This is a genomic window from Massilia cellulosiltytica, from assembly GCF_047325105.1.
Taxonomy (GTDB): domain Bacteria; phylum Pseudomonadota; class Gammaproteobacteria; order Burkholderiales; family Burkholderiaceae_D; genus Telluria; species Telluria orientalis.
This window is the reverse complement of sequence record NZ_CP168562.1, coordinates 1576256-1595843: the sequence shown is the minus strand read 5'-3', so window position 1 is coordinate 1595843 and position 19588 is coordinate 1576256. Positions and strand designations below refer to the sequence as shown.

Below are 19588 nucleotides of genomic sequence, written 5' to 3'. Positions count from 1 at the left end.
GCTTGCGCCGGTGGCGACGAAGGCGGCGGCGGTGATGAGGGAACGGATTTTCATGGTGAACTCCTTACAGGGTTGGGAAGATGGACGGGATATGCGCGGCGATCTGCGTGTCGACCTGGAACCAGATCGCGGCCGCGCTGGCCAGCACGAGGACGCCGAACGCGCGCTGCAGGGCCACCGCATGACGGGCCACGCCGCGCACCCGCTGGACGATGGCCTGGCCACCGTGGATCAGCGCCAGCATCGGCAGCGCGGCACCGAGCGCATACAGGCCGACGAGCTGCACGGCTCTACCGGGATCGTGCGCCCGCACGACGAGGGCGAGGATCGAGGCGAGGACGGGCCCCGCGCACGGCGTCCACACGGCGCCCAATGACAGGCCCAGCACGAACGCGCCGCTCTGCCGCGGCACCGCATCGGTGCCGCGCAGCGTCGCCCACAGCGGGCGGACGGTGTCGACGAGGAGGTCCCACGGCCGCGACCAGATCCGCAACAGGCCCGATACGCCCAGCAGCAGGATCGCGATATTCCGCAGCGTCTCCTGCGCCAGCTGCGCCGCGCTCGACACGGCGCCCAGCGCCAACGCGAACGCGGAAAACGACAGCACGAAGCCGGCGACGATCAAGAGCGGACGGCGGCGGCTCGACTGTTCCACGGTCGCGCCGAGTAAAAACGGCAGCACGGGCAGCACGCACGGCGACGCCACCGTGGCCAGGCCGGCCAGCAGGGCCAGCGGGGATTCGATCGGGTTGGTCATGAGAGCCTCCTTGTTGTGTGAGACTCCATTGGACGCCCGCGGTGTGTACGCGATGTGTCCGCAACCTCCCATTTTTGTCAGGCCATGTGTCCTGTCCAGCCCCCGACACATTCGGACATAATGACGCCGCGACGTCGCGCTACAGTAGCCCTGCAACCAACGAAGGAGAACCCATGAACGAGTCCGATCACGTCCTGGTCGTCGACGATGACCGCGGCATCCGCGAACTGGTCGGAGCCTATCTGGAAAAGCAGGGCCTGCGCGTCACCCTGGCTGCCAACGGCCGCGAGATGAGAAACGCGCTGATGCACGCGACGCCCGACCTGGTCCTGCTCGACATCATGATGCCCGGCGAGGACGGCCTCACCTTGTGCCGCGAACTGCGCGCGGGGAAGCACCGCGCGATCCCGATCGTGATGCTGACGGCGCGCGACGACGAGACGGACCGCGTCGTCGGCCTGGAACTCGGCGCCGACGACTACGTGCCGAAGCCGTTCGCCGTGCGCGAACTGCTGGCCCGCATTCGCGCCGTCCTGCGCCGCACGCGCATGCTGCCGCCGAATTTGCAGGTGACGGAGGCCGCCAAACTGATCGCGTTCGGCGACTGGCGCCTCGACACGGTCGGCCGCCACCTGCTCGACGACAACGGCGTCGAGGTCGCGATGAGCGGCGCCGAGTATCGCCTGCTGCGCGTGTTCCTCGACCACCCGCAGCGCGTGCTGTCGCGCGACCAGCTGATGGGCCTCACGCACGGCAACGACGCGGAATTCTTCGACCGCTCGATCGACCTGCTCGTGAGCCGCCTGCGCCAGCGCTTGGGCGACGGCGCGCGCGAACCCCGCTACATCAAGACCCTGCGCAACGAGGGCTATGTGTTCTCGGCCGAGGTGACGATCCTGGAAGGCCGGTCGACATGAACAGCAACTGGTGGCCGCGCAGCCTGTATGCGCGCCTCGCATTGATCCTGTTCGCGGGCCTCGCAGCGGCGCAGGGCCTGTCCGTCGCGCTCACGTTCACGGAACGCGACCAGGCGACGACGAACCTGATGATGGGATATGTGGAACGCGAGGTCGCGAGCTCGGTCGCCCTGCTCGACCTGCTGCCGGCGGCCGAGCGCCCGGCCTGGCTGCCACGGCTCGCGCGGCGCAGCTACCGCTTCATCCTCGGGCCGGGCGAGACGATAGGCGCGATGCCGGACGAGAAGCTGTCGGCGCAGATCGCGCACTCGATCGAACAAGGCATCGGCCGCAGCTATCCGCTGTCCGTGAACGGCCTCGGCAACGAGGGCCGCATGCAGGTCCACCTGCGCCTGACGGACGGCTCTCCCTTGACCATCGACGTGCAGCCGATGCGCGGCGTGCCGCTATCGCCATGGCTGCCGTACATGCTCGCGGCGCAGCTGGCGATCCTCGCCGCGTGCTGCTGGTTCGCGGTGCGCCAGGCCGTGCGTCCGCTGCGCGTGCTGGCCGAGGCAGCCGATGCGCTCGGGCCGGACCTGCGCCCCGTCGAGCTGCCGGAACGCGGCCCGTCCGAAGTGCTGCGCTCGGCGCGCGCGTTCAACGCCATGCAGAAGCGCATCGCCGCGTACGTCGACGAGCGCGTGCGCATCCTGGCCGCCATCTCGCACGACCTGCAAACGCCGATCACCCGCATGCGCCTGCGCGTGGACATGATGGACGACGAAGCCCAGCAGCCGCGCCTGCGCGCCGACCTGGAAGAGCTGCAAGGCCTGGTCAAGGACGGCATCGGCTACGCGCGCGCGATGCACGGCGAACGCGAGCCGGCGCGCGCCATCGACCTCGACGCCCAGCTCGACAGCCTCGTGCTGGACTACCGCGACGCGGGCAGCGCCGTGAACCTCGACGGCCGCATCGGCGCACCGGTGCACACGCGCCCGAAAGCGCTGCGGCGGATCGTCGGCAACCTCGTCGACAATGCGTTGCGCTACGGTGGCGGGGCCGACATCGTCGCCGGGCGCGACCGCCAGGGCGCAGTGCTCATCCGCGTGCTGGACAACGGTCCCGGCATCCCCGCCGGGCAGCTGGAAGCCGTGTTCGAACCGTTCTTCCGGCTGGAGGCATCGCGCAACCGCGACACGGGCGGCACGGGGCTCGGGCTGGCCATCGCGCGCCAGCTGGCGGGGAGTCTCGGCGGGACGCTCACCTTGCACAACCGGCCGGAGGGCGGGCTGGAGGCGCGGCTGACCCTGCCGTGACCTGCACGATTCCGGAATTTCAAGTACGATAATCGTTATCGCGATAATTTTATGGATGATCATGCCTGCCGATAACGACACCCGCGCCAAAGCCGCCCGCATGGCGGACTTCATGTGCTTTGCCATCTACTCGACCAATCTGGCGTATTCGCGCGTGTACAAGCCCGTGCTGGACGCGCTGGGCCTCACCTATCCGCAATACCTGGCGATCATCGCGCTGTGGGAGCAGGACCAGCTGACCGTCAAGGCCTTGAGCGAAAAGCTGTTCCTCGAACCGAGCACGGTGACGCCGATGCTCAAGCGGCTGGAAGCGATGGGCTATGTGCGCCGCGAGCGCGACAAGGAAGACGAGCGCAACGTCCGCATCTCGCTCACGGACGCGGGCCGCGCGCTGCGCGAGAAGGGACTGGGATTCGGCAAGCAGACGGTCGCCGCGTCCGGCCTGGGCCCGGAAGAATTCCCGCAGCTGCAGAAGGCCATCGTGCAATTGCGCGACAACCTGATCGACGCGGCCGCCAGGACGGAAGGCTGACGCTCAGACTTCCGCGACGGGCGCCGCGCGCGCCTTCAATGCGGCCATGACGAAGTCCACCGTCGCGCCGAGTTGCGCGGCGCCGGCGCCCGCCTTCGCGCTGATGCGCATGCCGCGGATGGCCGTGTGGACGAAATGCGCCGCGGACGCCGGATCGAGGCCGGGCGCCAGTTCGCCCGCCCGGCGCGCACGCACGAGGACCTGCGCGAAGATGTCTTCCGTGACCCGTTGCGAGCGCTCGACGAGCGCCTGCACGCCGGCGTCGGCCTGCCCGAATTCCGCGATGGCGTTGACGCTGAGGCAGCCGCGCGCGCGCAGGGCCGCGTCCGCACCGGCGATCTCGCGCAGGAACGCTTCCAATGCACCCAGTGGCGACTGTCCGGCCCCAAGACGGTGCTGCAGCGCCGCGCCGCCCGTGTCCGTGTAGTGCGTGAACGCGGCGAGATAGAGCTGCTTCTTGTCGCCGAACGTGTCGTACATGCTCTGGCGGCCGATGCCCATCGCGCGCACCAGGTCGTCCGTGGACGTCGCCTCGTACCCCTGCTCCCAGAACACCCGCACCGCCGCATCGAGCGCCGCGGCCGGGTCGAATACCTTCGTTCTTGCCATCGTTTTTATCTTGACTAGTCAGTCCAGAATGAAAGTATAATCGATTCTCCATTTTGGACCAATCAGTCAAGAAAGGCTCACCATGACTTCCCTCACCGGCAAGATCGCATTCGTCACCGGCGGTTCGCGCGGCATCGGCGCCGCCATCGTCCGCCGCCTCGCGGCAGACGGCGCCACCGTCGCGTTCACCTACGTCAGCGCGCACGACCGCGCATTGCAGCTGGCCGCCAGCATCGACGCCGCGGGCGGCCGCGCCCTGCCCCTGCGCGCGGACAGCGCCGACGCGCAGGCGCTGCAGCGGGCCATTGCGGGCGTGGCGACGCAGTTCGGCCGCATCGACATCCTCGTCAACAGCGCGGGCATCCTCGTCCACAAGGACCTCGCCGAGACGACGCTGGAAGATTACGACCGCATCGCGGCCGTCAACGTGCGCGCCCTGTTCGTCGCCACGCAGGCGGCCGCGCCGCACATGGGAGAAGGCGGGCGTGTCGTCAACATCGGCAGCATGGTGGCGGACCGCGCGGGCAGCCCGGGCGTGGCGTTGTACGCGATGAGCAAGGCGGCCGTGGCCGGCCTCACGCGCGGGCTCGCGCGCGACCTCGGGCCGCGCGGCATCACGGTGAACAATGTGCAGCCGGGGCCGACGGAGACGGAGATCGTCGCGGACGAATCCGTGCGCGCTTACCTGCGCGCGCAGATCCCGCTGGGGCGGATGGGGCAGGATGCCGAGATCGCGGGGCTGGTGGCTTACCTCGTAGGGAGCGAGGCGGGGTATGTCAACGGGGCGTCGTTGACGATCGACGGCGGATACGTGGCCTGACCGGCTTGCATGCCGTAGCCGCTGGCCTTGAGGATCGCGCCGGGATCGCGCAATTCGATGAGTTCACGGATCGCGGCGCGCTTGTCGGACGCGCGCGCCACGTACGCTTCGGCGATGCGCATGCCGATCCAGTAGCCGGCCTCGCAAGGCCAGCCCTCGGGCGCGGAACCGCAGTTCGCGAACCAGCGCCGGAAGCGAGGGCTTGCGACCAGCCGGTTGATATCGCCGCCGCCTCGGATGGCTTCGCGGTCGCGCTGAAATGCCTGCCACAGCGAGGCTTCCTGCGGCCGCGCCCAGGCGTCGCGCTCCGGACGCGGGATCGCACCCGTGACCAGTGTCGCAAGATAATCGGCGACGCCCTCCGTCAAGGCCTGGCCCAGCAGGAAATCAGCCAGTTTCACCGGGGTATCGCCGTCCTGCCACGTGTGGACCGTCTCGTGCGCAAAGAAGCCGCGCATCGTGGTGCGGAACTGCTCGGGCGTGGTTCCGGGCGGACAGGTCACCTCGAGGCCGATCACCTGCCTGTCGCCGCTGGCCGTGCCGCCCGACGTGCGGGCGCCGAAGACGACGTCGATGGCGGGCAGCGGGCGTTCCGGCACCAGGCCCGCAAACGCGAGATAGATCGCGCGCAGGTCGCTGCGCAGGGCCGGCAGCTGCGGCAGGCATTCGCGGATCGCGTAGCGGTAGCTGTCGGGATGCGCGGCGACCGTCTTTGCCAGGCGCTGCGCGTCGATGATCCGCGGCGCCGGCGTGAAGACCTTGACGCCGGGCCCAGCCCCATCCAGATAGCCGCGCTGCAACGCATCGGCCGTCGGCACGGCGCCATCCTTCATGAGACTCGCGAAACGCAGCGCGTCGCGCGCGTCGATATCGACCGTCAGCGGATCGACGCCCGCGGCCAGGACGACGCCCGTCCATAGCGACAGCACGGGCAGAAGCAGCTTACCGAACTTCATCCATTGATCCTCTCTGTAGCGCACGCGCGCGCGACGCAGTGTACAGGAGGGGTTGCCTTTCTGGCAAATCAGAACCGTTCGGTCTCGGGCACATACCGCCAGCGCCCAACCGGCAGCTGGCCCAGCGCCACGCGTCCGATGCGCAGCCGGCGCAGTGACTTGACGGTCAAGCCGACCTCGGCGCACATCGCTTCGACCTGCCCGGGCCGGACGTCCTTGCCGGCCAGGCGCAGCCGCGCCTCGCTTTGCCAGCTTGCCTTGAGCGGCACGGTCGCCCTGCCCTTCACACGCATGCTGGCGTTCAACCGCGCGAGACCATCCTCCAGAATCGCGCCCGTCACCTCGGCCACGTATTCCTGTTCGACGCGCGCGCCGTCCTCGACCAGCTTGCGCGTCACGCGCCAGTCCTGGCTCAGCACGAGCAGGCCGCTCGCTTCCGGTTCCAGCGGCGTGACTATCGTCAGCCGCGACAAATGCCGGCGCAGATAACGCGAACCCGGTGCGTTGGGCGATGCGGCCAGCGTCTCGGGCGCGATCAGCGCGAGCGCCCCGGCCGCATCGATGCCGGCCGGCTTGTGCAGCACGATCGTCACCGGCGCCGGCTCGACGGGTTCGGCGCCCGGCAGCAGCGCCACCGTCTGCGCAGCGGTCACGCGCGTCGCGGGGTCTTCGACGACGACGTCATCGACCGTCACCCAGCCGCCCGCGATATAGCGCTCGGCCTCGCCGCGCGAGCACGGCACCGTTTCGGCCACGCGCTTGGCGAGGCGGATTCCTTCGTCACTCATTGTGCTTTCCAGTCGCGGAAGAACGCCTCGAACGCGGCGATGGTCGTCTTCACATCCGCGGCCGTCACGTCCAGGTGCGTCACGAGGCGCGTGTGAGGGCCGATCGAGGCGCGGATGCCCTGGCGGCTCAACGCCTCGCGCAGAGGCGCGCACGCGGCGTCCGGGATCTCGACATAGAAAATGTTCGTCTGCGGCGTCGTCACCTTCAGCGGCTCGATGCGCGCGAGGCCGGCGGACAGGTCGGCCGCATTTTGATGGTCCTCGGCGAGGCGCTCGACGTTATGCTCCAGCGCGTAATGCGCCGCGGCCGCGATGACGCCGGCCTGGCGCATGCCGCCGCCCAGCATCTTGCGCCAGCGCTTGCCCTGCTCGATGAACGCTTTGGGGCCCAGCAGCACGGAACCGACCGGCGCGCCGAGGCCCTTCGACAGGCACACGGACACGGTGTCGAAACCGGCCACCGCCTCCCGCAGCGAGATGCCCTGCTTGACGGCCGCGTTGCAGACACGGGCGCCGTCCAGGTGCGTGACCAGGCCCTTCGCATGCGCGAAATCCGTCGCCGCCTTCAGGTAGTCGCGCGGCAGCACGCGGCCGCCGATCGTGTTTTCCAGCGCCAGCACGCGGGTGCGCGCGAAGTGCATGTCGTCCGGCTTGATGTACGCGGCGATGTCGGAGACCGCGATCGAACCGTCCGGCTGGTTGGCGATCGGCTGCGGCTGGATCGAGCCCAGCACGGCGGCGCCGCCGCCTTCGTACTTGTAAGTGTGCGCTTCCTGGCCGACGAGGTATTCGTCGCCGCGGCCGCAATGCGTCATCAGCGCGATGAGGTTCGTCTGCGTGCCGCTCGGCGCGAACAGGGCCGCTTCGAAGCCGAACAGTTCGGCCGCGAAGTCCTGCAGACGGTTGACGGTGGGGTCGTCGGCGTAGACGTCGTCGCCGACGGCTGCAGCGGCCATCGCGGCGCGCATCGCGGCGGACGGTTGGGTGACGGTGTCGCTGCGCAGGTCGATCCAGCGGTCGTGGTGGTCGCTCATGTCGTTGGCTCGCTTGTCGTTGGCTCAGTATAGAAACGCGAAGAGAGTTCCCCGAGGCCGACTTCCGCCAGCACCTGCTGCAGGCGCTCTGCCGGCCGGCGGCGCGGCAGGTTCTTGTACGTGGCGACGATCAGCTCGTTCTTCATCGAGTGCTCCCAGCCCACCAGTTCCGTCACGGTGACCTGGTAGCCGTGCGCCTCCAGCTGCAGGCAGCGCAACACGTTCGTGATCTGGCTGCCGAATTCGCGCGTGTGGATCGGGTGGCGCCAGATTTCCGTCAGCGCGCTGCGGCCCAGGTCCTTGCCTTTATTCTTGCGCAGCACGGACGCGACTTCGGCCTGGCAGCACGGCACCAGCACGATATGCTTCGCGTGCTTCTTCAGCGCGAAATCGATGGCATCGTCCGTCGCCGTGTTGCAGGCGTGGAGCGCCGTCACCACGTCGATCGTGGCCGGCAGCTTGTCGGACTCGGTGGACTCCGCGACGGACAGGTTCAGGAACGACATGCCCGGAAAGCCCAGGCGTGCCGCCAGTTCCGTCGACTTCTGCACGAGTTCCTCGCGCGTCTCGATGCCGTAGATATGGCCGCCGTTCTCCCTGCCCTTGAAGAACAGGTCGTACAGGATGAAGCCGAGGTAGGACTTGCCGGCGCCGTGGTCGACCACGGTCGCACTTTCCCCGACATCCTTCAGCAAGGGCTCGATGAACTGGACGAGGTGGTAGACCTGCTTCAGTTTGCGGCGGCTGTCCTGGTTCAGTTTGCCGTCGCGCGTGAGGATGTGCAGTTCCTTCAGCAGTTCGATCGACTGACCCGGCTTGATTTCCGGGGCCAGTTGATAAATTGTCGGGGCTTCTTTTTTAGCGGGCTTCATCGATCCATGCTGCCTGGATGGCTTCCAATACGCGTTCGCCGCCGCGCGTGCGGTCGTCGTCGAAGCCGTCCAGCGCGACGACCCAGTTATGCAGGTCGACGAAGCGCACGGTGGCCGGATCGACGTCCGGGTGCTGTTCGTACAAGGCCTCGGCGATGGCCGTGACATCGGTCCACTTCATGTGTCCCCCGTCGTGATCAGTGGTTCTCGGCTGCGTGGTTGATCGTGTACTTCGGGATCTCGACGACGAGGTCTTCGTCGGCGATGATGGCCTGGCAGGACAGGCGCGAGTTCGGCTCGAGGCCCCAGGCCTTGTCGAGCATGTCCTCTTCCTTTTCCTCCTGCTCGTTCAGCGAATCGAAGCCTTCGCGCACGACCACGTGGCACGTCGTGCATGCGCACACGCGGTCGCAGGCGTGTTCGATCTCGATGTCGTTCTCGAGCAGCGTGTCGCAGATCGACTTGCCGCTCTGGCCTTCGAGCACGGCGCCTTCGGGGCAGAAGACGGGATGGGGGAGGATGACGATTTGTGGCACTTCTTGACCTCTTGTGTTTGTTTATTCCCGGGTTGCCGACCGTGGCCCGCGTCCCCAAAACCGTCGTCCCCGCGCAGGCGGGGACCCAAGTTGAGTTACCGAAGTCGGTGCACCCGCGATACCGCACACGTTGCGATTCCTGATGCTCAGCTTGGGTTCCCGTCAAGGCGGACGGCCAGTCCGGGAACGACGATGTTCTACTGTTACACCTGATCGAGCGCTTTACCTGCCAATACCTTGCGCACGCTCTTGTCCATGCGCCGCGCGGCGAATTCCTCGGTGCCGCGCGCCAGTGCCTGCACGGCGTCGTGCAGCACGTTCTGGCGCGAGTCCGCGTCGATGGACGTATCGTTCGAGCGCGCCGTCGCGTCGCGCACGCCCTGCATCAGTCGCGCGATCGCGCCCTGCTCTTCTTCGTCGAGCAGCTCGGTGTCGGCATCCAGCGCGGACTGCGTCGCCAGCAGGATGCGCTCGGCCTCGACCTGTTCTTCGCGCAGCGCGCGCGCGACCATGTCCACTTGCGCCGAGTTGTACGAGTCCTGCAGCATGCGCGCGACTTCGTCGTCGCCGAGGCCGTACGACGGCTTCACGGTGATCGACGCTTCCACGCCGGAGCGCGTCTCGCGCGCCGACACGGACAGCAGCCCGTCCGCGTCGACCTGGTACGTGACGCGGATGCGCGCCGCGCCGGCCGCCATCGGCGGAATGCCGCGCAGCTCGAAGCGCGCCAGCGAACGGCAGTCGGACACGAGCTCGCGCTCGCCCTGCACCACGTGCACGGCCAGCGCCGTCTGGCCATCCTTGAAGGTCGTGAATTCCTGCGCGCGGGCGCACGGGATCGTCGAGTTGCGCGGGATGATCTTCTCGACCAGGCCGCCCATCGTCTCGATGCCGAGCGACAGCGGGATCACGTCCAGCAGCAGCCAGTCGTCGCCGGCCGCGCGGTTGCCCGCGAGGAGGTTCGCCTGGATGGCGGCGCCCAGCGCGACGACCTTGTCCGGGTCGATGTTCGCGTGCGGGATCGTCTTGAAGAAATCGCCGACGGCGCGGCGGATGTGCGGCATGCGCGTGGCGCCGCCGACGAGCACGACGCCATCGACGTCTTCCACGGACACGTTCGCGTCGCGCATCGCCTTGCGCACGGCGTTCATCGTCTTCGCGACGAGCGGCTGCGTGATCTCGGCGAAGGTCTTCGCGGTGATCGTCACCTGCACGACTTCGCCCGATTTCAGGATCGCCTCGACGGTCGTCTCTTCGTTCGTCGACAGCAGTTCCTTGGCCTGGCGCGCCTTGACCATCAGCGTGGCGGTGTCGACGTCGGACAGCGGCGCGAGGCCGGCCTGCTGGGTGATGTAGCAGAACAGGCGCTGGTCGAAGTCGTCGCCGCCGAGCGCGGAATCGCCGCCCGTGGACAGCACTTCGAACACGCCTTTCGACAGCTTGAGGATCGAGATGTCGAACGTGCCGCCGCCCAGATCGTACACGGCGAACACGCCTTCCTTGCCGTGGTCGAGACCATACGCGATGGCGGCGGCCGTCGGCTCGGACAGCAGGCGCAGCACGTTCAGGCCGGCCAGCTGGGCCGCGTCCTTCGTCGCCTGGCGCTGCGCGTCGTCGAAGTATGCCGGTACCGTGATCACCGCGCCGACCAGTTCGTCGCCGAGCGCGTCTTCCGCGGTCTGGCGCAACGTGGCCAGGATCTGCGCGGAGACCTCCACCGGCGACTTCACGCCGGCCACGGTCTTCAGCTGGACCATCCCGTGACCGCCTTCGCGGCCACCATCGACAAAGTCATACGGCAGGTTCTCGACGTGCGCGATGTCCTTCAGGCCGCGGCCCATGAAGCGCTTGACGGAGACGACGGTGTTCTTCGGATCGGTGGTGCGGGCCGCCATGGCCTTGTAGCCGATATTGGCGTGGCCGTTCGGGAGGTAGCGCACGATCGATGGCAGCAGCGAGCGGCCGTCCTCGTCGGTCAGCACTTCCGGGATCGAATGGCGCACGGTCGCGACGAGGGAATTGGTGGTGCCCAGGTCGATGCCCACCGCCAGCCGGTGCTGGTGCGGCGCGGTCGACATGCCGGGTTCGGAGATCTGCAATAGTGCCATGGTCGTGTTACCTGGTTTTATTATTGGATACGTTCGCGGCGCGTTGCGTAACGTTCGCGCATGTTGGCGTTACGCGTGGGCCCGGAGAGCCCTACGACTCTAATGCCTCGAACGCGTAATGCAATTCGTCGCCGAATTTATCGAGGAACATCAGCGCCCGCACGCCCTGCGCCGCCTGCTGGTAGTCCCCGGCGTCGAGCAGCTTGCCGACCTGCGCCAGGCGCTGCTTGCGCTCGCCGCGGATGCGCGCATCGAGCTCGTCGAGCGCGCCGGCATCCTTCGCGTCGCGCGCGTCGGACAGCGCTTCGCGCAGCTCCATCTGCTCCATCAGGAAGTCCATCGGCATCGCGGTGTTCGACTCGGTCTGCAGGTCGACGCCATTCAGCTCGCACAGGTAGCGCGCGCGCAGCATCGGGTTGCGCAGGGTCTGGTAGGCCTCGTTGGCACGCGTAGCCCATTGCATCGCGACGCGTTTTTCCGCGTCGCTCGCGTTCACGAAGCGGTCCGGATGGACGCGGCCCTGGACTTCGCGGTAGGCCGCGTCCAGCGCGTCCATGTCGACGTCGAACCTGGCCGGCAGCTGGAACAGCTCGAAATGGTTTTGCACGTTCCGGCGCTCCCGGTCAGACGCGGAAGCTTTCGCCGCAACCGCAATTGTCCTTGACGTTCGGGTTGTTGAAGCGGAAGCCTTCGTTCAGGCCTTCGCGGGCGAAATCGAGCTCGGTGCCGTCGATGTACGCCAGGCTCTTCGGATCGACGAAGACCTTCACGCCATGCGATTCGAAGACCGTATCTTCGGCACTGGCTTCGTCGACGTATTCCAGCTTGTAGGCCAGGCCGGAGCAGCCGGTCGTGCGCACGCCGAAACGCAGGCCCACGCCCTTGCCCCGGCGTTCGAGGTAACGGTTGATGTGCTTTGCGGCTTTTTCGGTCAGGGTCACAGCCATTTCACTCTCCAGCTTGGGGTTACGACGTTACGCTTTTTCGGTCGCGTGCTTGGTCTTGTAGTCGGCGACGGCCGCCTTGATGGCGTCTTCGGCCAGGATCGAGCAGTGGATCTTCACCGGCGGCAGCGCCAGTTCTTCGGCGATCTGCGTGTTCTTGATGGACAGGGCTTCGTCCAGCGACTTGCCCTTGACCCATTCGGTCACGAGCGAGCTCGATGCGATCGCCGAACCGCAGCCGTACGTCTTGAATTTCGCGTCTTCGATCACGCCGGCTTCGTTCACCTTGATCTGCAGCTTCATCACGTCGCCGCAGGCCGGTGCGCCGACCATGCCGGTGCCGACGTCGTCGGAATTCTTGTCGAACGAGCCGACGTTGCGCGGGTTTTCGTAGTGGTCCAGGACCTTGTCGGAATATGCCATGGTAGTGCTCCTTGGTGTTCTGTTCGGTGAATTAGTGGGCTGCCCACTGGATCGAGTTCAGGTCAATGCCATCCTTGTGCATTTCCCACAGCGGCGACAGTTCGCGCAGCTTGCCGACTTTTTCCTTCAGCAGCTTGATGGCGAAGTCGATGTCTTCCTCGGTCGTGAAGCGGCCGATGGTGAAGCGGATCGAGCTGTGCGCCAGCTCGTCGCTGCGGCCCAGGGCGCGCAGCACGTACGACGGTTCCAGCGACGCCGAGGTGCAGGCCGAACCCGACGACACGGCGATGTCCTTGACGGCCATGATCAGCGATTCGCCTTCGACGAAGTTGAACGACACGTTCAGGTTGTGCGGGACGCGGTGTTCCATGTCGCCGTTGATGTAGACCTCTTCGATCTCCAGCAGGCCCTTGGCCAGGCGGTCGCGCAGCGCCTTGATGCGCGCGAGTTCGGTGTCCATCTCTTCCTGCGCGATGCGGAACGCTTCGCCCATGCCGACGATCTGGTGCGGAGCCAGCGTGCCCGAACGCAGGCCGCGCTCGTGGCCGCCACCGTGCATCTGCGCTTCCAGGCGCACGCGCGGCTTGCGGCGCACGTACAGGGCGCCGATGCCTTTCGGACCGTAGGTCTTGTGCGCGCTGAAGCTCATCAGGTCGACCTTCAGCTCTTCCAGGTTGATCTCGACCTTGCCGGTGGCCTGCGCCGCGTCGCTGTGGAAGATGATGCCCTTCTTGCGGCACAGTTCGCCGATTTCCTTGATCGGCTGGACCACGCCGATCTCGTTATTCACGAGCATCACGGAGACGAGGATCGTGTCCGGACGCATCGCCGCTTCCAGCTGCTCCAGCGTGATCAGGCCATTGTCCTGCGGCTCCAGGTAAGTTGCCTCGAAGCCCTGGCGTTCCAGTTCGCGGACGGTGTCCAGCACGGCCTTGTGCTCGGTCTTCACCGTGATGATGTGCTTGCCCTTGGACTTGTAGAACTGCGCCGCGCCCTTGATCGCGAGGTTGTTCGATTCGGTCGCGCCCGAGGTCCAGATGATCTCGCGCGGATCGGCGCCGACGAGCGCTGCGACTTGCGCGCGCGCCTCTTCGACGGCCGCCTCGGCGCTCCAGCCGTAAGCGTGGCTGCGCGACGCCGGATTGCCGAACTGCTCGCGCAGGTACGGAATCATCTTGTCCGCCACGCGCGGATCGATCGGCGTCGTGGCCGAATAATCCATGTAGATCGGGAAATGCGGCGCAGTCACGAAGCTCTGCTCGATTTTTTTGTCCAAGGGCGCGTTCATCAGTTCACTCCAATATGCTTAGCTTCAGTATTGTCCGACGGCGCGTGGCGATGCATCACCACGACGTTCTGTTCTTTCTGCTTCTGCTGGTCGACGAGATCCTGCAAGGTCACCGAGTCGAGGAAATCGACCATCTTCGCGTTCAGCGTGGCCCACAGTTCGTGGGTCATGCAGCGGGTGCCGCTGGCGGCATCGGCGCCGTGACAGTTTTCCTTGCCGCCGCACTGGGTCGCATCGATCGGCTCGTCGACGGCGATGATGATGTCCGCGACGGTCACCTTGTCGGCGCTGCGCGCGAGGCTGTAGCCGCCGCCCGGGCCGCGCACCGACTCGACGATCTCGTGCCGGCGCAGCTTGCCGAACAATTGCTCCAGGTACGACAGCGAAATGGCCTGGCGCTGGCTGATGCCCGACAGCGTGACCGGACCATTGCCCTGGCGCAGGGCGAGGTCGATCATCGCGGTAACAGCAAAACGGCCTTTGGTGGTCAGACGCATCAGAACCCCGGTTGGTTTTCCAGACAGTGTTAAAATCTTGCTTCTCTTCAACCGCCCAGGCTCTCGTCTGCTTTCATCCGTCCCTCGGGACGTTGAGAAAAACCTGATTAGTTGATCGATTTAGTCAAGTATAGCGTATTTCGCCAGCCTTTGCTTGGCCCCCTCTTTTTTAGCCGCGGTGCAGCAAACGCCTCGACAATTCGGGGTCAGAGCCCTTTTTTTGGCAATGGCTTCCTGCCAAGTTTCGCACCGGGCATTGGCGCTTCGGTCAGCGGACGGCATGGCAGCTGCCTGGAGATCGTTGCCGCCCCCTCCTGCCCTCAGCCGGTCGAACAGCATTGGATCAATTGCGCAAAAATGTGCTCTGACCCCGAATTTAACGGCGGTGCAGCAAATGCATCGGCCCGAACAGTTTCTGCATGCCTTCGTGGCGGATGAACGACAGGTTGTACGGGTGCTCGGCGTGGATCTGCGGCAGGCCGGCCGTCTCCGGCACCTTGTTCAACTGCTCCGCGATCTTGCCCCACAGGACCAGCGTCGGCTTGTCGGCCCGTTCCGCCAGCGCGGCAAACACGGCGCGTTGGAACGGTACCCACGCACGCGCTTCCTGGACCGGGGGCACGTGCTTGCGGAACACCAGGGCAGCGTTCAATAACAGGAACCCGTGGCCAAGCAGGTTGTCCTGCAGCTCGGCCAGGGTCTGGATCGAGCCATCCGTTTGCGCCGCCTTCGCGACCGGGGCCAATGCCGCGCCGCCCGTGTCGTCCTCGCTCAGCCGGCCCTCGGCCACGAGCAGCATCTTCATGAAGTTGCGCAGCGACGTCGCGCGGTTGACGGGCTTCGACAGGCCTGTCTCCGACCACAATGGTCCGACGGCACCGTCCATGAAGCACACGCCGGTCGCGCTCTCCTCGCGCGGATACGGGCCCTCCCCCACGAGCACGTAGCGCACGTCGGGCAGCGGCAATGCGAACGCCGCGAACAGGCGGCCGCCGGTCGGCAGGTATTGATCGCTGGCGAGGTCCGGCAGGTAGTCCGGCGTCGCGCGCATCATCGCGTCGAGACCGGTGACCAGATGGGGGCGCCACGAGGCGTCGGCGCGCTGCAAGGCTTCGAGGATGGGCGCGGGAATAGGCATGGTGTCGTTGCGAGTCAAAGAGCCGCAGATTGTAGCCGAGCCGGCTTCGCACAAGCCCCGTATTCACGGACTGTTCCGCGAGTCAACGTAGCGTCCGATCTTCGCGAAAGCGTGCATCATGCATCGCCGTGTGAACATCAGGAGGAAGTTCAAATGCAGACCATTCAGGATGTGATGACCCGCGACGTGCAAAGCATTTCGCCGCAGGACACCGTGCAGCGCGCCGCGCAGATGATGGATGAATTGAATGTGGGCTCGATCCCCGTGCTGGACGGCCAGAAGCTCGTCGGCATGATCACCGACCGCGACATCACGGTCCGCTCGACGGCGGCCGGCCAGGCGCCGGGCCAGACACGCGTGGGCGACGTGATGAGCACCGACGTGCGCACCTGCGCGCCGAACCAGACGGTGGACGAGGTGCTGGGCCAGATGGGCGACGTGCAGATCCGCCGCGTACCCGTCGTCGACGAGCAATCGCAGGAAGTGATCGGCATCGTTTCCCTTGGCGACATGGCGGCCAAGCATTCGGCCGGCATCGATCACACGCTGGAAGAGATCTCGACGCCGGCCGAGCCGGATCGCTCGACTTTCGGCTCGCAGACGCGGCACTGAGCAGCGCCGCGTCGTCAATCTGCCGGTCGCTTTACTCGGCGTCCGGCTGGTTGGACGGATGCGCCGCCACGAAGGCGGGCAATTCGACGCACGCGGCATTGATGCGCGCGATGTTCGGATAGACAGTAATGTCGATGCCGTGGCGCTGCGCATTGAACACCTGGGGCACGAGGAAGCAGTCGGCGATTGTCGGCAGGTAGCCGTGGCACAGCGGGCCCGCGCTCGGGTCGCGTGCCAGATGCTTCTCCAGCACCTCGAGGCCGCCCACGAGCCAGTGGCGGTACCACTGCGTCTTGATCTCTTCCGACAGGCCGAGGTCCTTGACGAGGTAGCGGAGCACGCGCAGATTGTTTACAGGATGGATGTCGCAGCCAATAATCTGCGCGAGCTCGCGCACGCGCGCGCGGCCGGAAGCATCCTTCGGCAGCAGCGGGACTTGCGGGTATTCATCCTCGAGGTATTCGAGGATGGCCATCGACTGCGTCAGCGTGATGTAGTCGTCCTGGAAGGTGGGGACGAGACCGCTGGGATTCATCTTGACGTAGTTCTCTTGCAGCTGCTCGCCGCCGCCACGCAAAAGGTGCACCGGGACCGCGTCGTACTTCAGCCCCTTCAGGTTGAGCGCGATACGCACCCGGTATGCGGCCGAACTGCGGAAATAGGTATAGAGCTTCATTCCTTCCTCCCGTGATAGTGTGCTACCTCCTGGGCGATGGCGCCGAACACGCTGGCGCCGTCGGCATCGAGCATCTCGATACGGACAGTATCGCCGAAGCGCAGGAAAGGCGTGCCGGGCGCGCCCTGTTCGATCGTCTCGTACATACGCAGCTCCGCCAGGCAGCAATAGCCCACGCCGCCGTTGGCGATGCTCGATCCATGCAGGCTGCCCTGCTTGTTCGACACCGTGCCCGAGCCGATGATGGAACCGGCTGCCAGCTCACGCGTCTTCGCGGCGTGCGCGACCAGTTGCGCGAAGCTGAACGTCATGTCGTCGCCCGCGTTGGGACGGCCGAACGGCTCGTCGTTCAACGTCACTAGCAGCGGAAGGTGCAGCTTGCTGTCGCGCCAGGCATCGCCGAGCTCGTCCGGTGTCACGGCCACCGGGGAGAACGCACTGGCCGGCTTGGACTGGAAGAAGCCGAAGCCTTTTTCCAGCTCTTTCGGTATCAGATTGCGCAGGGAGACGTCGTTGACCAGCATGACGAGGCGGATGGCCCGGGCCGCCTGCTCCACGTTGGCCCCCATCGGCACGTCGCCGGTCACGACCGCGACTTCCGCCTCAAGGTCGACGCCCCACTCCTCGGACAGCACGGCGATCGGATCGCACGGGCCGACGAAGGAATCCGAACCGCCCTGGTACATCAGCGGATCGGTATAGAACGACGGCGGCACCTGCACGCCGCGCGCCTTGCGCACGAGTTCCACATGGTTGATGTAGGCGGAGCCGTCGGCCCACTGGTAGGCACGCGGCAGCGGCGACGCGCATGATTCCTCGATGAAGGATTCCGCCTCGGTGGCCTTGCCGGCATTCAGTTGCTCATAGACTTGGCGCAGCGTCGGCGCGACATGGTCCCAGTCGTCCAGCGCCTGCTGCAGGGTGCGGGCGATCCTGGGGACGGCTTGGCACGTGACCAGGTCCCGGCTGACGACGACGAGCGTACCGTCGCGGCCGCCCGACTTCAGGGTAGCGAGTTTCATGGCGTTTCCTTCAACGATTAAGTGTTTCCGCCATTAAAAATTAAAACGGACTATCATACAAACAATATTTTCCGTCCTATTTATCGGATTTTCTGATGAATCCTACCCTGCGCCAGATGCGCGCCCTTGTTGCCCTGGCGAAGACCGGTAACTTTACGCTTGCCGCACAGTACATGCACGTTACACAATCGGCCTTGTCCGGTTTGATCAAGGAGCTGGAACAGACGCTCGGCGTCCGCGTCGTCGACCGCAGCACGCGGCGTATCGCCTTGACCGAAACAGGGAACGAGCTGTACCCCCTATTCAGCCAGATGATCGACGATCTCGACCGTGCGCTTGCGAACATTGCGGACCAGGCGCAACTCAGGAAGGGCATCGTGCGCGTGGCCGTGCCCCAGTTGATGGCCTGCACCCTGCTCCCGCAGGTGATCGCCGCGTGGCGCACGCGCTACCCGGACATCCGCATCAGCCTGTCCGATTCGCCGGTCGAGGCCGTCACGACGCGCGTGCTGTCCGGCGAGACGGACTTCGGCATCGGCCCCGAACGCGACAACGCCCCGCAGCTGGAAGCACGCGAGCTGATGGAGATGCCGTTCGAAGCGGTGCTGCCGACCGATCATGCGCTGGCGAAGCGCCGCCGGCTCGGCTGGAGCGACCTGGCCACGCATCCGCTGATCACCCTGCGCGGCCAGTTCACGGAGCGGCTGCTGGCGGACATGGGCCGTGGCCGCAGCAGCGGCAGCGGCAACGGCAGCGGCAACGGCGGCGCCGCCGAATCGACAGCCGGCAGCACGGGCACGCTGCACGAGCCGACGCTGCGGCCGGCCCACGAAGTCACGTACATGACCACCGCGCTGGCCATGGTGGCATCCGGCCTCGGCGTCACCGTCTGCATGCCTTACGCCGCGCCGCTCGTGCGCCTGCACGGCCTGCGCATGCTGCCGCTCGACGCGCCCGTGCTGACGCGCCGCTTCTTCGTCTACACACGCGAACAGCGGTCGCTGTCGCCGGCCGCGGCCGCCTTCATCGCGTTCCTGTTCGACTGGGTCGGCGCGGCCCACAATCCCGCGGGCGCATTGCGGCCACGCGCCTGACGCCGCCGAACGGCCGCGCTAGAATGCAGCTTCCTCCACGCAACCTCCTTTCATCGATGTCCCATAACACCATCGCGATCAACCAGCGCATGGGCAGGTTCGACAACCACGCCAGCGTCTGGCTGTTCGGCTACGGCTCCCTCATCTTCAAGGCCGACTTCCCCTACATCGAACGGCGCCCCGCGAGCATCACGGGATGGACGCGGCGCTTCTGGCAAGGCTCGCACGACCACCGCGGCACCGAGACGGCGCCGGGCCGGGTCGTGACCCTGGTGCCGGACCCGGACGCGACGTGCCACGGCATGGCCTACCTCGTCACGCCCGAGGAATTCGCGCACCTCGACTACCGCGAGAAGAACGGCTACCTGCGCCTGGCGACCGACATCCGCTTCGAGGATGGGAGCGCCACCGAAGGCCTCGTCTACATCGCCACGCACGAAAACGCCGCGTACCTCGGTCCGGCGAGTGAGCGCGACATTGCGCTACAAATCGCCACCGCGCGCGGCCCGAGCGGACCGAACAGCGAATACCTGCTGGAACTGGCCAAGGCCCTGCGCGCACTCGGCAAGCCCGACCCGCATGTGTTTGAGATCGAACGGCACCTGGAAGAGTTCCAACGCCGGGTTTGATATCGCGCGAATCCGGCGCTGCCGTGCGCGCGGGGGCT

The 19588-nt window shown here is 66.4% G+C and carries 24 protein-coding genes; 7 read left to right on the top strand and 17 right to left on the bottom strand.

The window, feature by feature from the left end; translation table 11 throughout:
- Positions 1-64: 64 nt before the first annotated feature.
- Positions 65-757 (bottom strand): cytochrome c biogenesis CcdA family protein, encoded by a 693-nt coding sequence (locus ACEN9H_RS07060; protein WP_413674220.1) that lies wholly within the window; start codon positions 755-757, stop codon positions 65-67.
- 173 nt (positions 758-930) lie between these two features.
- Between ACEN9H_RS07060 and ACEN9H_RS07055 the strand changes: the two genes are divergently transcribed.
- The 3 genes from ACEN9H_RS07055 (at position 931) to ACEN9H_RS07045 (ending at position 3504) form a co-directional block, all read left to right on the top strand.
- Entirely contained in the window at positions 931-1674 is a 744-nt protein-coding gene (locus ACEN9H_RS07055) for a response regulator (RefSeq protein ID WP_056136984.1), read from the top strand.
- Positions 1671-2972 (top strand): ATP-binding protein, encoded by a 1302-nt coding sequence (locus ACEN9H_RS07050; protein ID WP_413674219.1) that lies wholly within the window; start codon positions 1671-1673, stop codon positions 2970-2972. The genes ACEN9H_RS07055 and ACEN9H_RS07050 overlap by 4 nt, the downstream gene beginning before the upstream one ends.
- A gap of 61 nt (positions 2973-3033) precedes the next feature.
- Positions 3034-3504: a MarR family winged helix-turn-helix transcriptional regulator gene (locus tag ACEN9H_RS07045; RefSeq protein WP_082577689.1), complete on the top strand. Its 471-nt coding sequence runs from the start codon at positions 3034-3036 to the stop codon at positions 3502-3504.
- 3 nt (positions 3505-3507) lie between these two features.
- Here the strand turns inward: ACEN9H_RS07045 and ACEN9H_RS07040 are convergent, their stop codons facing one another.
- Positions 3508-4113, bottom strand: a complete 606-nt coding sequence (locus ACEN9H_RS07040; protein WP_056136979.1) for a TetR/AcrR family transcriptional regulator — start codon at positions 4111-4113, stop codon at positions 3508-3510.
- Positions 4114-4195: 82 nt separating this feature from the next.
- Here ACEN9H_RS07040 and ACEN9H_RS07035 point away from each other — a divergent pair, with 82 nt between their 5' ends.
- On the top strand, positions 4196-4933 hold the full coding sequence (locus ACEN9H_RS07035; protein WP_056136977.1) for a 3-oxoacyl-ACP reductase family protein: 738 nt from the start codon (positions 4196-4198) through the stop codon (positions 4931-4933).
- On the opposite strand, the gene ACEN9H_RS07030 is transcribed toward ACEN9H_RS07035, so the two are convergent.
- The 13 genes from ACEN9H_RS07030 to ACEN9H_RS06970 all read right to left on the bottom strand — a co-directional run bounded on the left by ACEN9H_RS07030 (position 4861) and on the right by ACEN9H_RS06970 (position 15517).
- The gene (locus ACEN9H_RS07030; RefSeq protein ID WP_056136975.1) at positions 4861-5889 is read right to left on the bottom strand and encodes a hypothetical protein; all 1029 of its coding nucleotides are present in this window, start codon (positions 5887-5889) and stop codon (positions 4861-4863) included. The two genes, ACEN9H_RS07035 and ACEN9H_RS07030, sit on opposite strands and share 73 nt — an antisense overlap.
- Before the next feature lie 68 nt (positions 5890-5957).
- Positions 5958-6677, bottom strand: coding sequence for a S4 domain-containing protein (locus ACEN9H_RS07025; RefSeq protein WP_056136973.1), 720 nt, complete (start codon positions 6675-6677; stop codon positions 5958-5960).
- The gene (ltaE, locus tag ACEN9H_RS07020) at positions 6674-7711 is read right to left on the bottom strand and encodes a low-specificity L-threonine aldolase (protein ID WP_056136971.1); all 1038 of its coding nucleotides are present in this window, start codon (positions 7709-7711) and stop codon (positions 6674-6676) included. Before ltaE ends, ACEN9H_RS07025 begins: the two co-directional genes overlap by 4 nt.
- Complete coding sequence (locus ACEN9H_RS07015; RefSeq protein WP_056136969.1) at positions 7708-8583, bottom strand: class I SAM-dependent methyltransferase; 876 nt, start codon at positions 8581-8583, stop codon at positions 7708-7710. The genes ltaE and ACEN9H_RS07015 overlap by 4 nt, the downstream gene beginning before the upstream one ends.
- A complete protein-coding gene (iscX, locus tag ACEN9H_RS07010) occupies positions 8570-8764 on the bottom strand; it encodes a Fe-S cluster assembly protein IscX (protein ID WP_036230754.1) in 195 nt (64 codons plus the stop codon). The genes ACEN9H_RS07015 and iscX overlap by 14 nt, the downstream gene beginning before the upstream one ends.
- 16 nt (positions 8765-8780) lie before the next feature.
- Positions 8781-9119 (bottom strand): ISC system 2Fe-2S type ferredoxin, encoded by a 339-nt coding sequence (fdx, locus tag ACEN9H_RS07005; protein WP_056136967.1) that lies wholly within the window; start codon positions 9117-9119, stop codon positions 8781-8783.
- Between the two features lie 203 nt (positions 9120-9322).
- A complete protein-coding gene (hscA, locus tag ACEN9H_RS07000) occupies positions 9323-11227 on the bottom strand; it encodes a Fe-S protein assembly chaperone HscA (RefSeq protein WP_371762922.1) in 1905 nt (634 codons plus the stop codon).
- A 91-nt stretch (positions 11228-11318) separates the two neighbouring features.
- Positions 11319-11834: a Fe-S protein assembly co-chaperone HscB gene (gene hscB, locus ACEN9H_RS06995; RefSeq protein ID WP_056136963.1), complete on the bottom strand. Its 516-nt coding sequence runs from the start codon at positions 11832-11834 to the stop codon at positions 11319-11321.
- A gap of 16 nt (positions 11835-11850) precedes the next feature.
- Positions 11851-12174 (bottom strand): iron-sulfur cluster assembly protein IscA, encoded by a 324-nt coding sequence (iscA, locus tag ACEN9H_RS06990; RefSeq protein WP_056136961.1) that lies wholly within the window; start codon positions 12172-12174, stop codon positions 11851-11853.
- 27 nt (positions 12175-12201) lie between these two features.
- Positions 12202-12594 carry a Fe-S cluster assembly scaffold IscU gene (iscU, locus tag ACEN9H_RS06985; protein ID WP_025511909.1) on the bottom strand — a complete coding sequence of 131 codons (393 nt, stop codon included), beginning with the start codon at positions 12592-12594 and terminating at the stop codon, positions 12202-12204.
- Positions 12595-12625: 31 nt separating this feature from the next.
- A complete protein-coding gene (locus ACEN9H_RS06980; RefSeq protein ID WP_056136957.1) occupies positions 12626-13882 on the bottom strand; it encodes an IscS subfamily cysteine desulfurase in 1257 nt (418 codons plus the stop codon).
- On the bottom strand, positions 13882-14379 hold the full coding sequence (gene iscR / locus ACEN9H_RS06975; RefSeq protein ID WP_056136955.1) for a Fe-S cluster assembly transcriptional regulator IscR: 498 nt from the start codon (positions 14377-14379) through the stop codon (positions 13882-13884). The genes ACEN9H_RS06980 and iscR overlap by 1 nt, the downstream gene beginning before the upstream one ends.
- 376 nt (positions 14380-14755) lie before the next feature.
- Positions 14756-15517, bottom strand: coding sequence for a uracil-DNA glycosylase (locus ACEN9H_RS06970; protein ID WP_056132428.1), 762 nt, complete (start codon positions 15515-15517; stop codon positions 14756-14758).
- Positions 15518-15670: 153 nt separating this feature from the next.
- Here ACEN9H_RS06970 and ACEN9H_RS06965 point away from each other — a divergent pair, with 153 nt between their 5' ends.
- Positions 15671-16129 carry a CBS domain-containing protein gene (locus ACEN9H_RS06965; RefSeq protein WP_056132425.1) on the top strand — a complete coding sequence of 153 codons (459 nt, stop codon included), beginning with the start codon at positions 15671-15673 and terminating at the stop codon, positions 16127-16129.
- A gap of 31 nt (positions 16130-16160) precedes the next feature.
- On the opposite strand, the gene maiA is transcribed toward ACEN9H_RS06965, so the two are convergent.
- Together maiA and ACEN9H_RS06955 are read right to left on the bottom strand one after the other, a co-directional pair.
- Positions 16161-16805 (bottom strand): maleylacetoacetate isomerase, encoded by a 645-nt coding sequence (gene maiA / locus ACEN9H_RS06960; RefSeq protein WP_160410012.1) that lies wholly within the window; start codon positions 16803-16805, stop codon positions 16161-16163.
- Positions 16802-17827, bottom strand: coding sequence for a fumarylacetoacetate hydrolase family protein (locus ACEN9H_RS06955; RefSeq protein ID WP_160410011.1), 1026 nt, complete (start codon positions 17825-17827; stop codon positions 16802-16804). Before ACEN9H_RS06955 ends, maiA begins: the two co-directional genes overlap by 4 nt.
- 95 nt (positions 17828-17922) lie before the next feature.
- Here ACEN9H_RS06955 and ACEN9H_RS06950 point away from each other — a divergent pair, with 95 nt between their 5' ends.
- The gene (locus tag ACEN9H_RS06950) at positions 17923-18921 is read left to right on the top strand and encodes a LysR family transcriptional regulator (RefSeq protein ID WP_056132415.1); all 999 of its coding nucleotides are present in this window, start codon (positions 17923-17925) and stop codon (positions 18919-18921) included.
- Positions 18922-18977: 56 nt separating this feature from the next.
- Entirely contained in the window at positions 18978-19550 is a 573-nt protein-coding gene (locus ACEN9H_RS06945; RefSeq protein WP_056132412.1) for a gamma-glutamylcyclotransferase, read from the top strand.
- Positions 19551-19588 lie beyond the last annotated feature (38 nt).

Bases quoted from the DNA above. Each gene is read 5' to 3' on its own strand.
- ACEN9H_RS07060 (WP_413674220.1), bottom strand. From the start codon at position 757: ATGACCAACCCGATCGAATCCCCGCTGGCCCTGCTGGCCGGCCTGGCC.
- ACEN9H_RS07055 (WP_056136984.1), top strand. From the start codon at position 931: ATGAACGAGTCCGATCACGTCCTGGTCGTCGACGATGACCGCGGCATC.
- ACEN9H_RS07050 (WP_413674219.1), top strand. From the start codon at position 1,671: ATGAACAGCAACTGGTGGCCGCGCAGCCTGTATGCGCGCCTCGCATTG.
- ACEN9H_RS07045 (WP_082577689.1), top strand. From the start codon at position 3,034: ATGCCTGCCGATAACGACACCCGCGCCAAAGCCGCCCGCATGGCGGAC.
- ACEN9H_RS07040 (WP_056136979.1), bottom strand. From the start codon at position 4,113: ATGGCAAGAACGAAGGTATTCGACCCGGCCGCGGCGCTCGATGCGGCG.
- ACEN9H_RS07035 (WP_056136977.1), top strand. From the start codon at position 4,196: ATGACTTCCCTCACCGGCAAGATCGCATTCGTCACCGGCGGTTCGCGC.
- ACEN9H_RS07030 (WP_056136975.1), bottom strand. From the start codon at position 5,889: ATGAAGTTCGGTAAGCTGCTTCTGCCCGTGCTGTCGCTATGGACGGGC.
- ACEN9H_RS07025 (WP_056136973.1), bottom strand. From the start codon at position 6,677: ATGAGTGACGAAGGAATCCGCCTCGCCAAGCGCGTGGCCGAAACGGTG.
- ltaE (WP_056136971.1), bottom strand. From the start codon at position 7,711: ATGAGCGACCACCACGACCGCTGGATCGACCTGCGCAGCGACACCGTC.
- ACEN9H_RS07015 (WP_056136969.1), bottom strand. From the start codon at position 8,583: ATGAAGCCCGCTAAAAAAGAAGCCCCGACAATTTATCAACTGGCCCCG.
- iscX (WP_036230754.1), bottom strand. From the start codon at position 8,764: ATGAAGTGGACCGATGTCACGGCCATCGCCGAGGCCTTGTACGAACAG.
- hscA (WP_371762922.1), bottom strand. From the start codon at position 11,227: ATGGCACTATTGCAGATCTCCGAACCCGGCATGTCGACCGCGCCGCAC.
- iscA (WP_056136961.1), bottom strand. From the start codon at position 12,174: ATGGCTGTGACCCTGACCGAAAAAGCCGCAAAGCACATCAACCGTTAC.
- iscU (WP_025511909.1), bottom strand. From the start codon at position 12,594: ATGGCATATTCCGACAAGGTCCTGGACCACTACGAAAACCCGCGCAAC.
- ACEN9H_RS06980 (WP_056136957.1), bottom strand. From the start codon at position 13,882: ATGAACGCGCCCTTGGACAAAAAAATCGAGCAGAGCTTCGTGACTGCG.
- iscR (WP_056136955.1), bottom strand. From the start codon at position 14,379: ATGCGTCTGACCACCAAAGGCCGTTTTGCTGTTACCGCGATGATCGAC.
- ACEN9H_RS06970 (WP_056132428.1), bottom strand. From the start codon at position 15,517: ATGCCTATTCCCGCGCCCATCCTCGAAGCCTTGCAGCGCGCCGACGCC.
- ACEN9H_RS06965 (WP_056132425.1), top strand. From the start codon at position 15,671: ATGCAGACCATTCAGGATGTGATGACCCGCGACGTGCAAAGCATTTCG.
- maiA (WP_160410012.1), bottom strand. From the start codon at position 16,805: ATGAAGCTCTATACCTATTTCCGCAGTTCGGCCGCATACCGGGTGCGT.
- ACEN9H_RS06955 (WP_160410011.1), bottom strand. From the start codon at position 17,827: ATGAAACTCGCTACCCTGAAGTCGGGCGGCCGCGACGGTACGCTCGTC.
- ACEN9H_RS06950 (WP_056132415.1), top strand. From the start codon at position 17,923: ATGAATCCTACCCTGCGCCAGATGCGCGCCCTTGTTGCCCTGGCGAAG.
- ACEN9H_RS06945 (WP_056132412.1), top strand. From the start codon at position 18,978: ATGTCCCATAACACCATCGCGATCAACCAGCGCATGGGCAGGTTCGAC.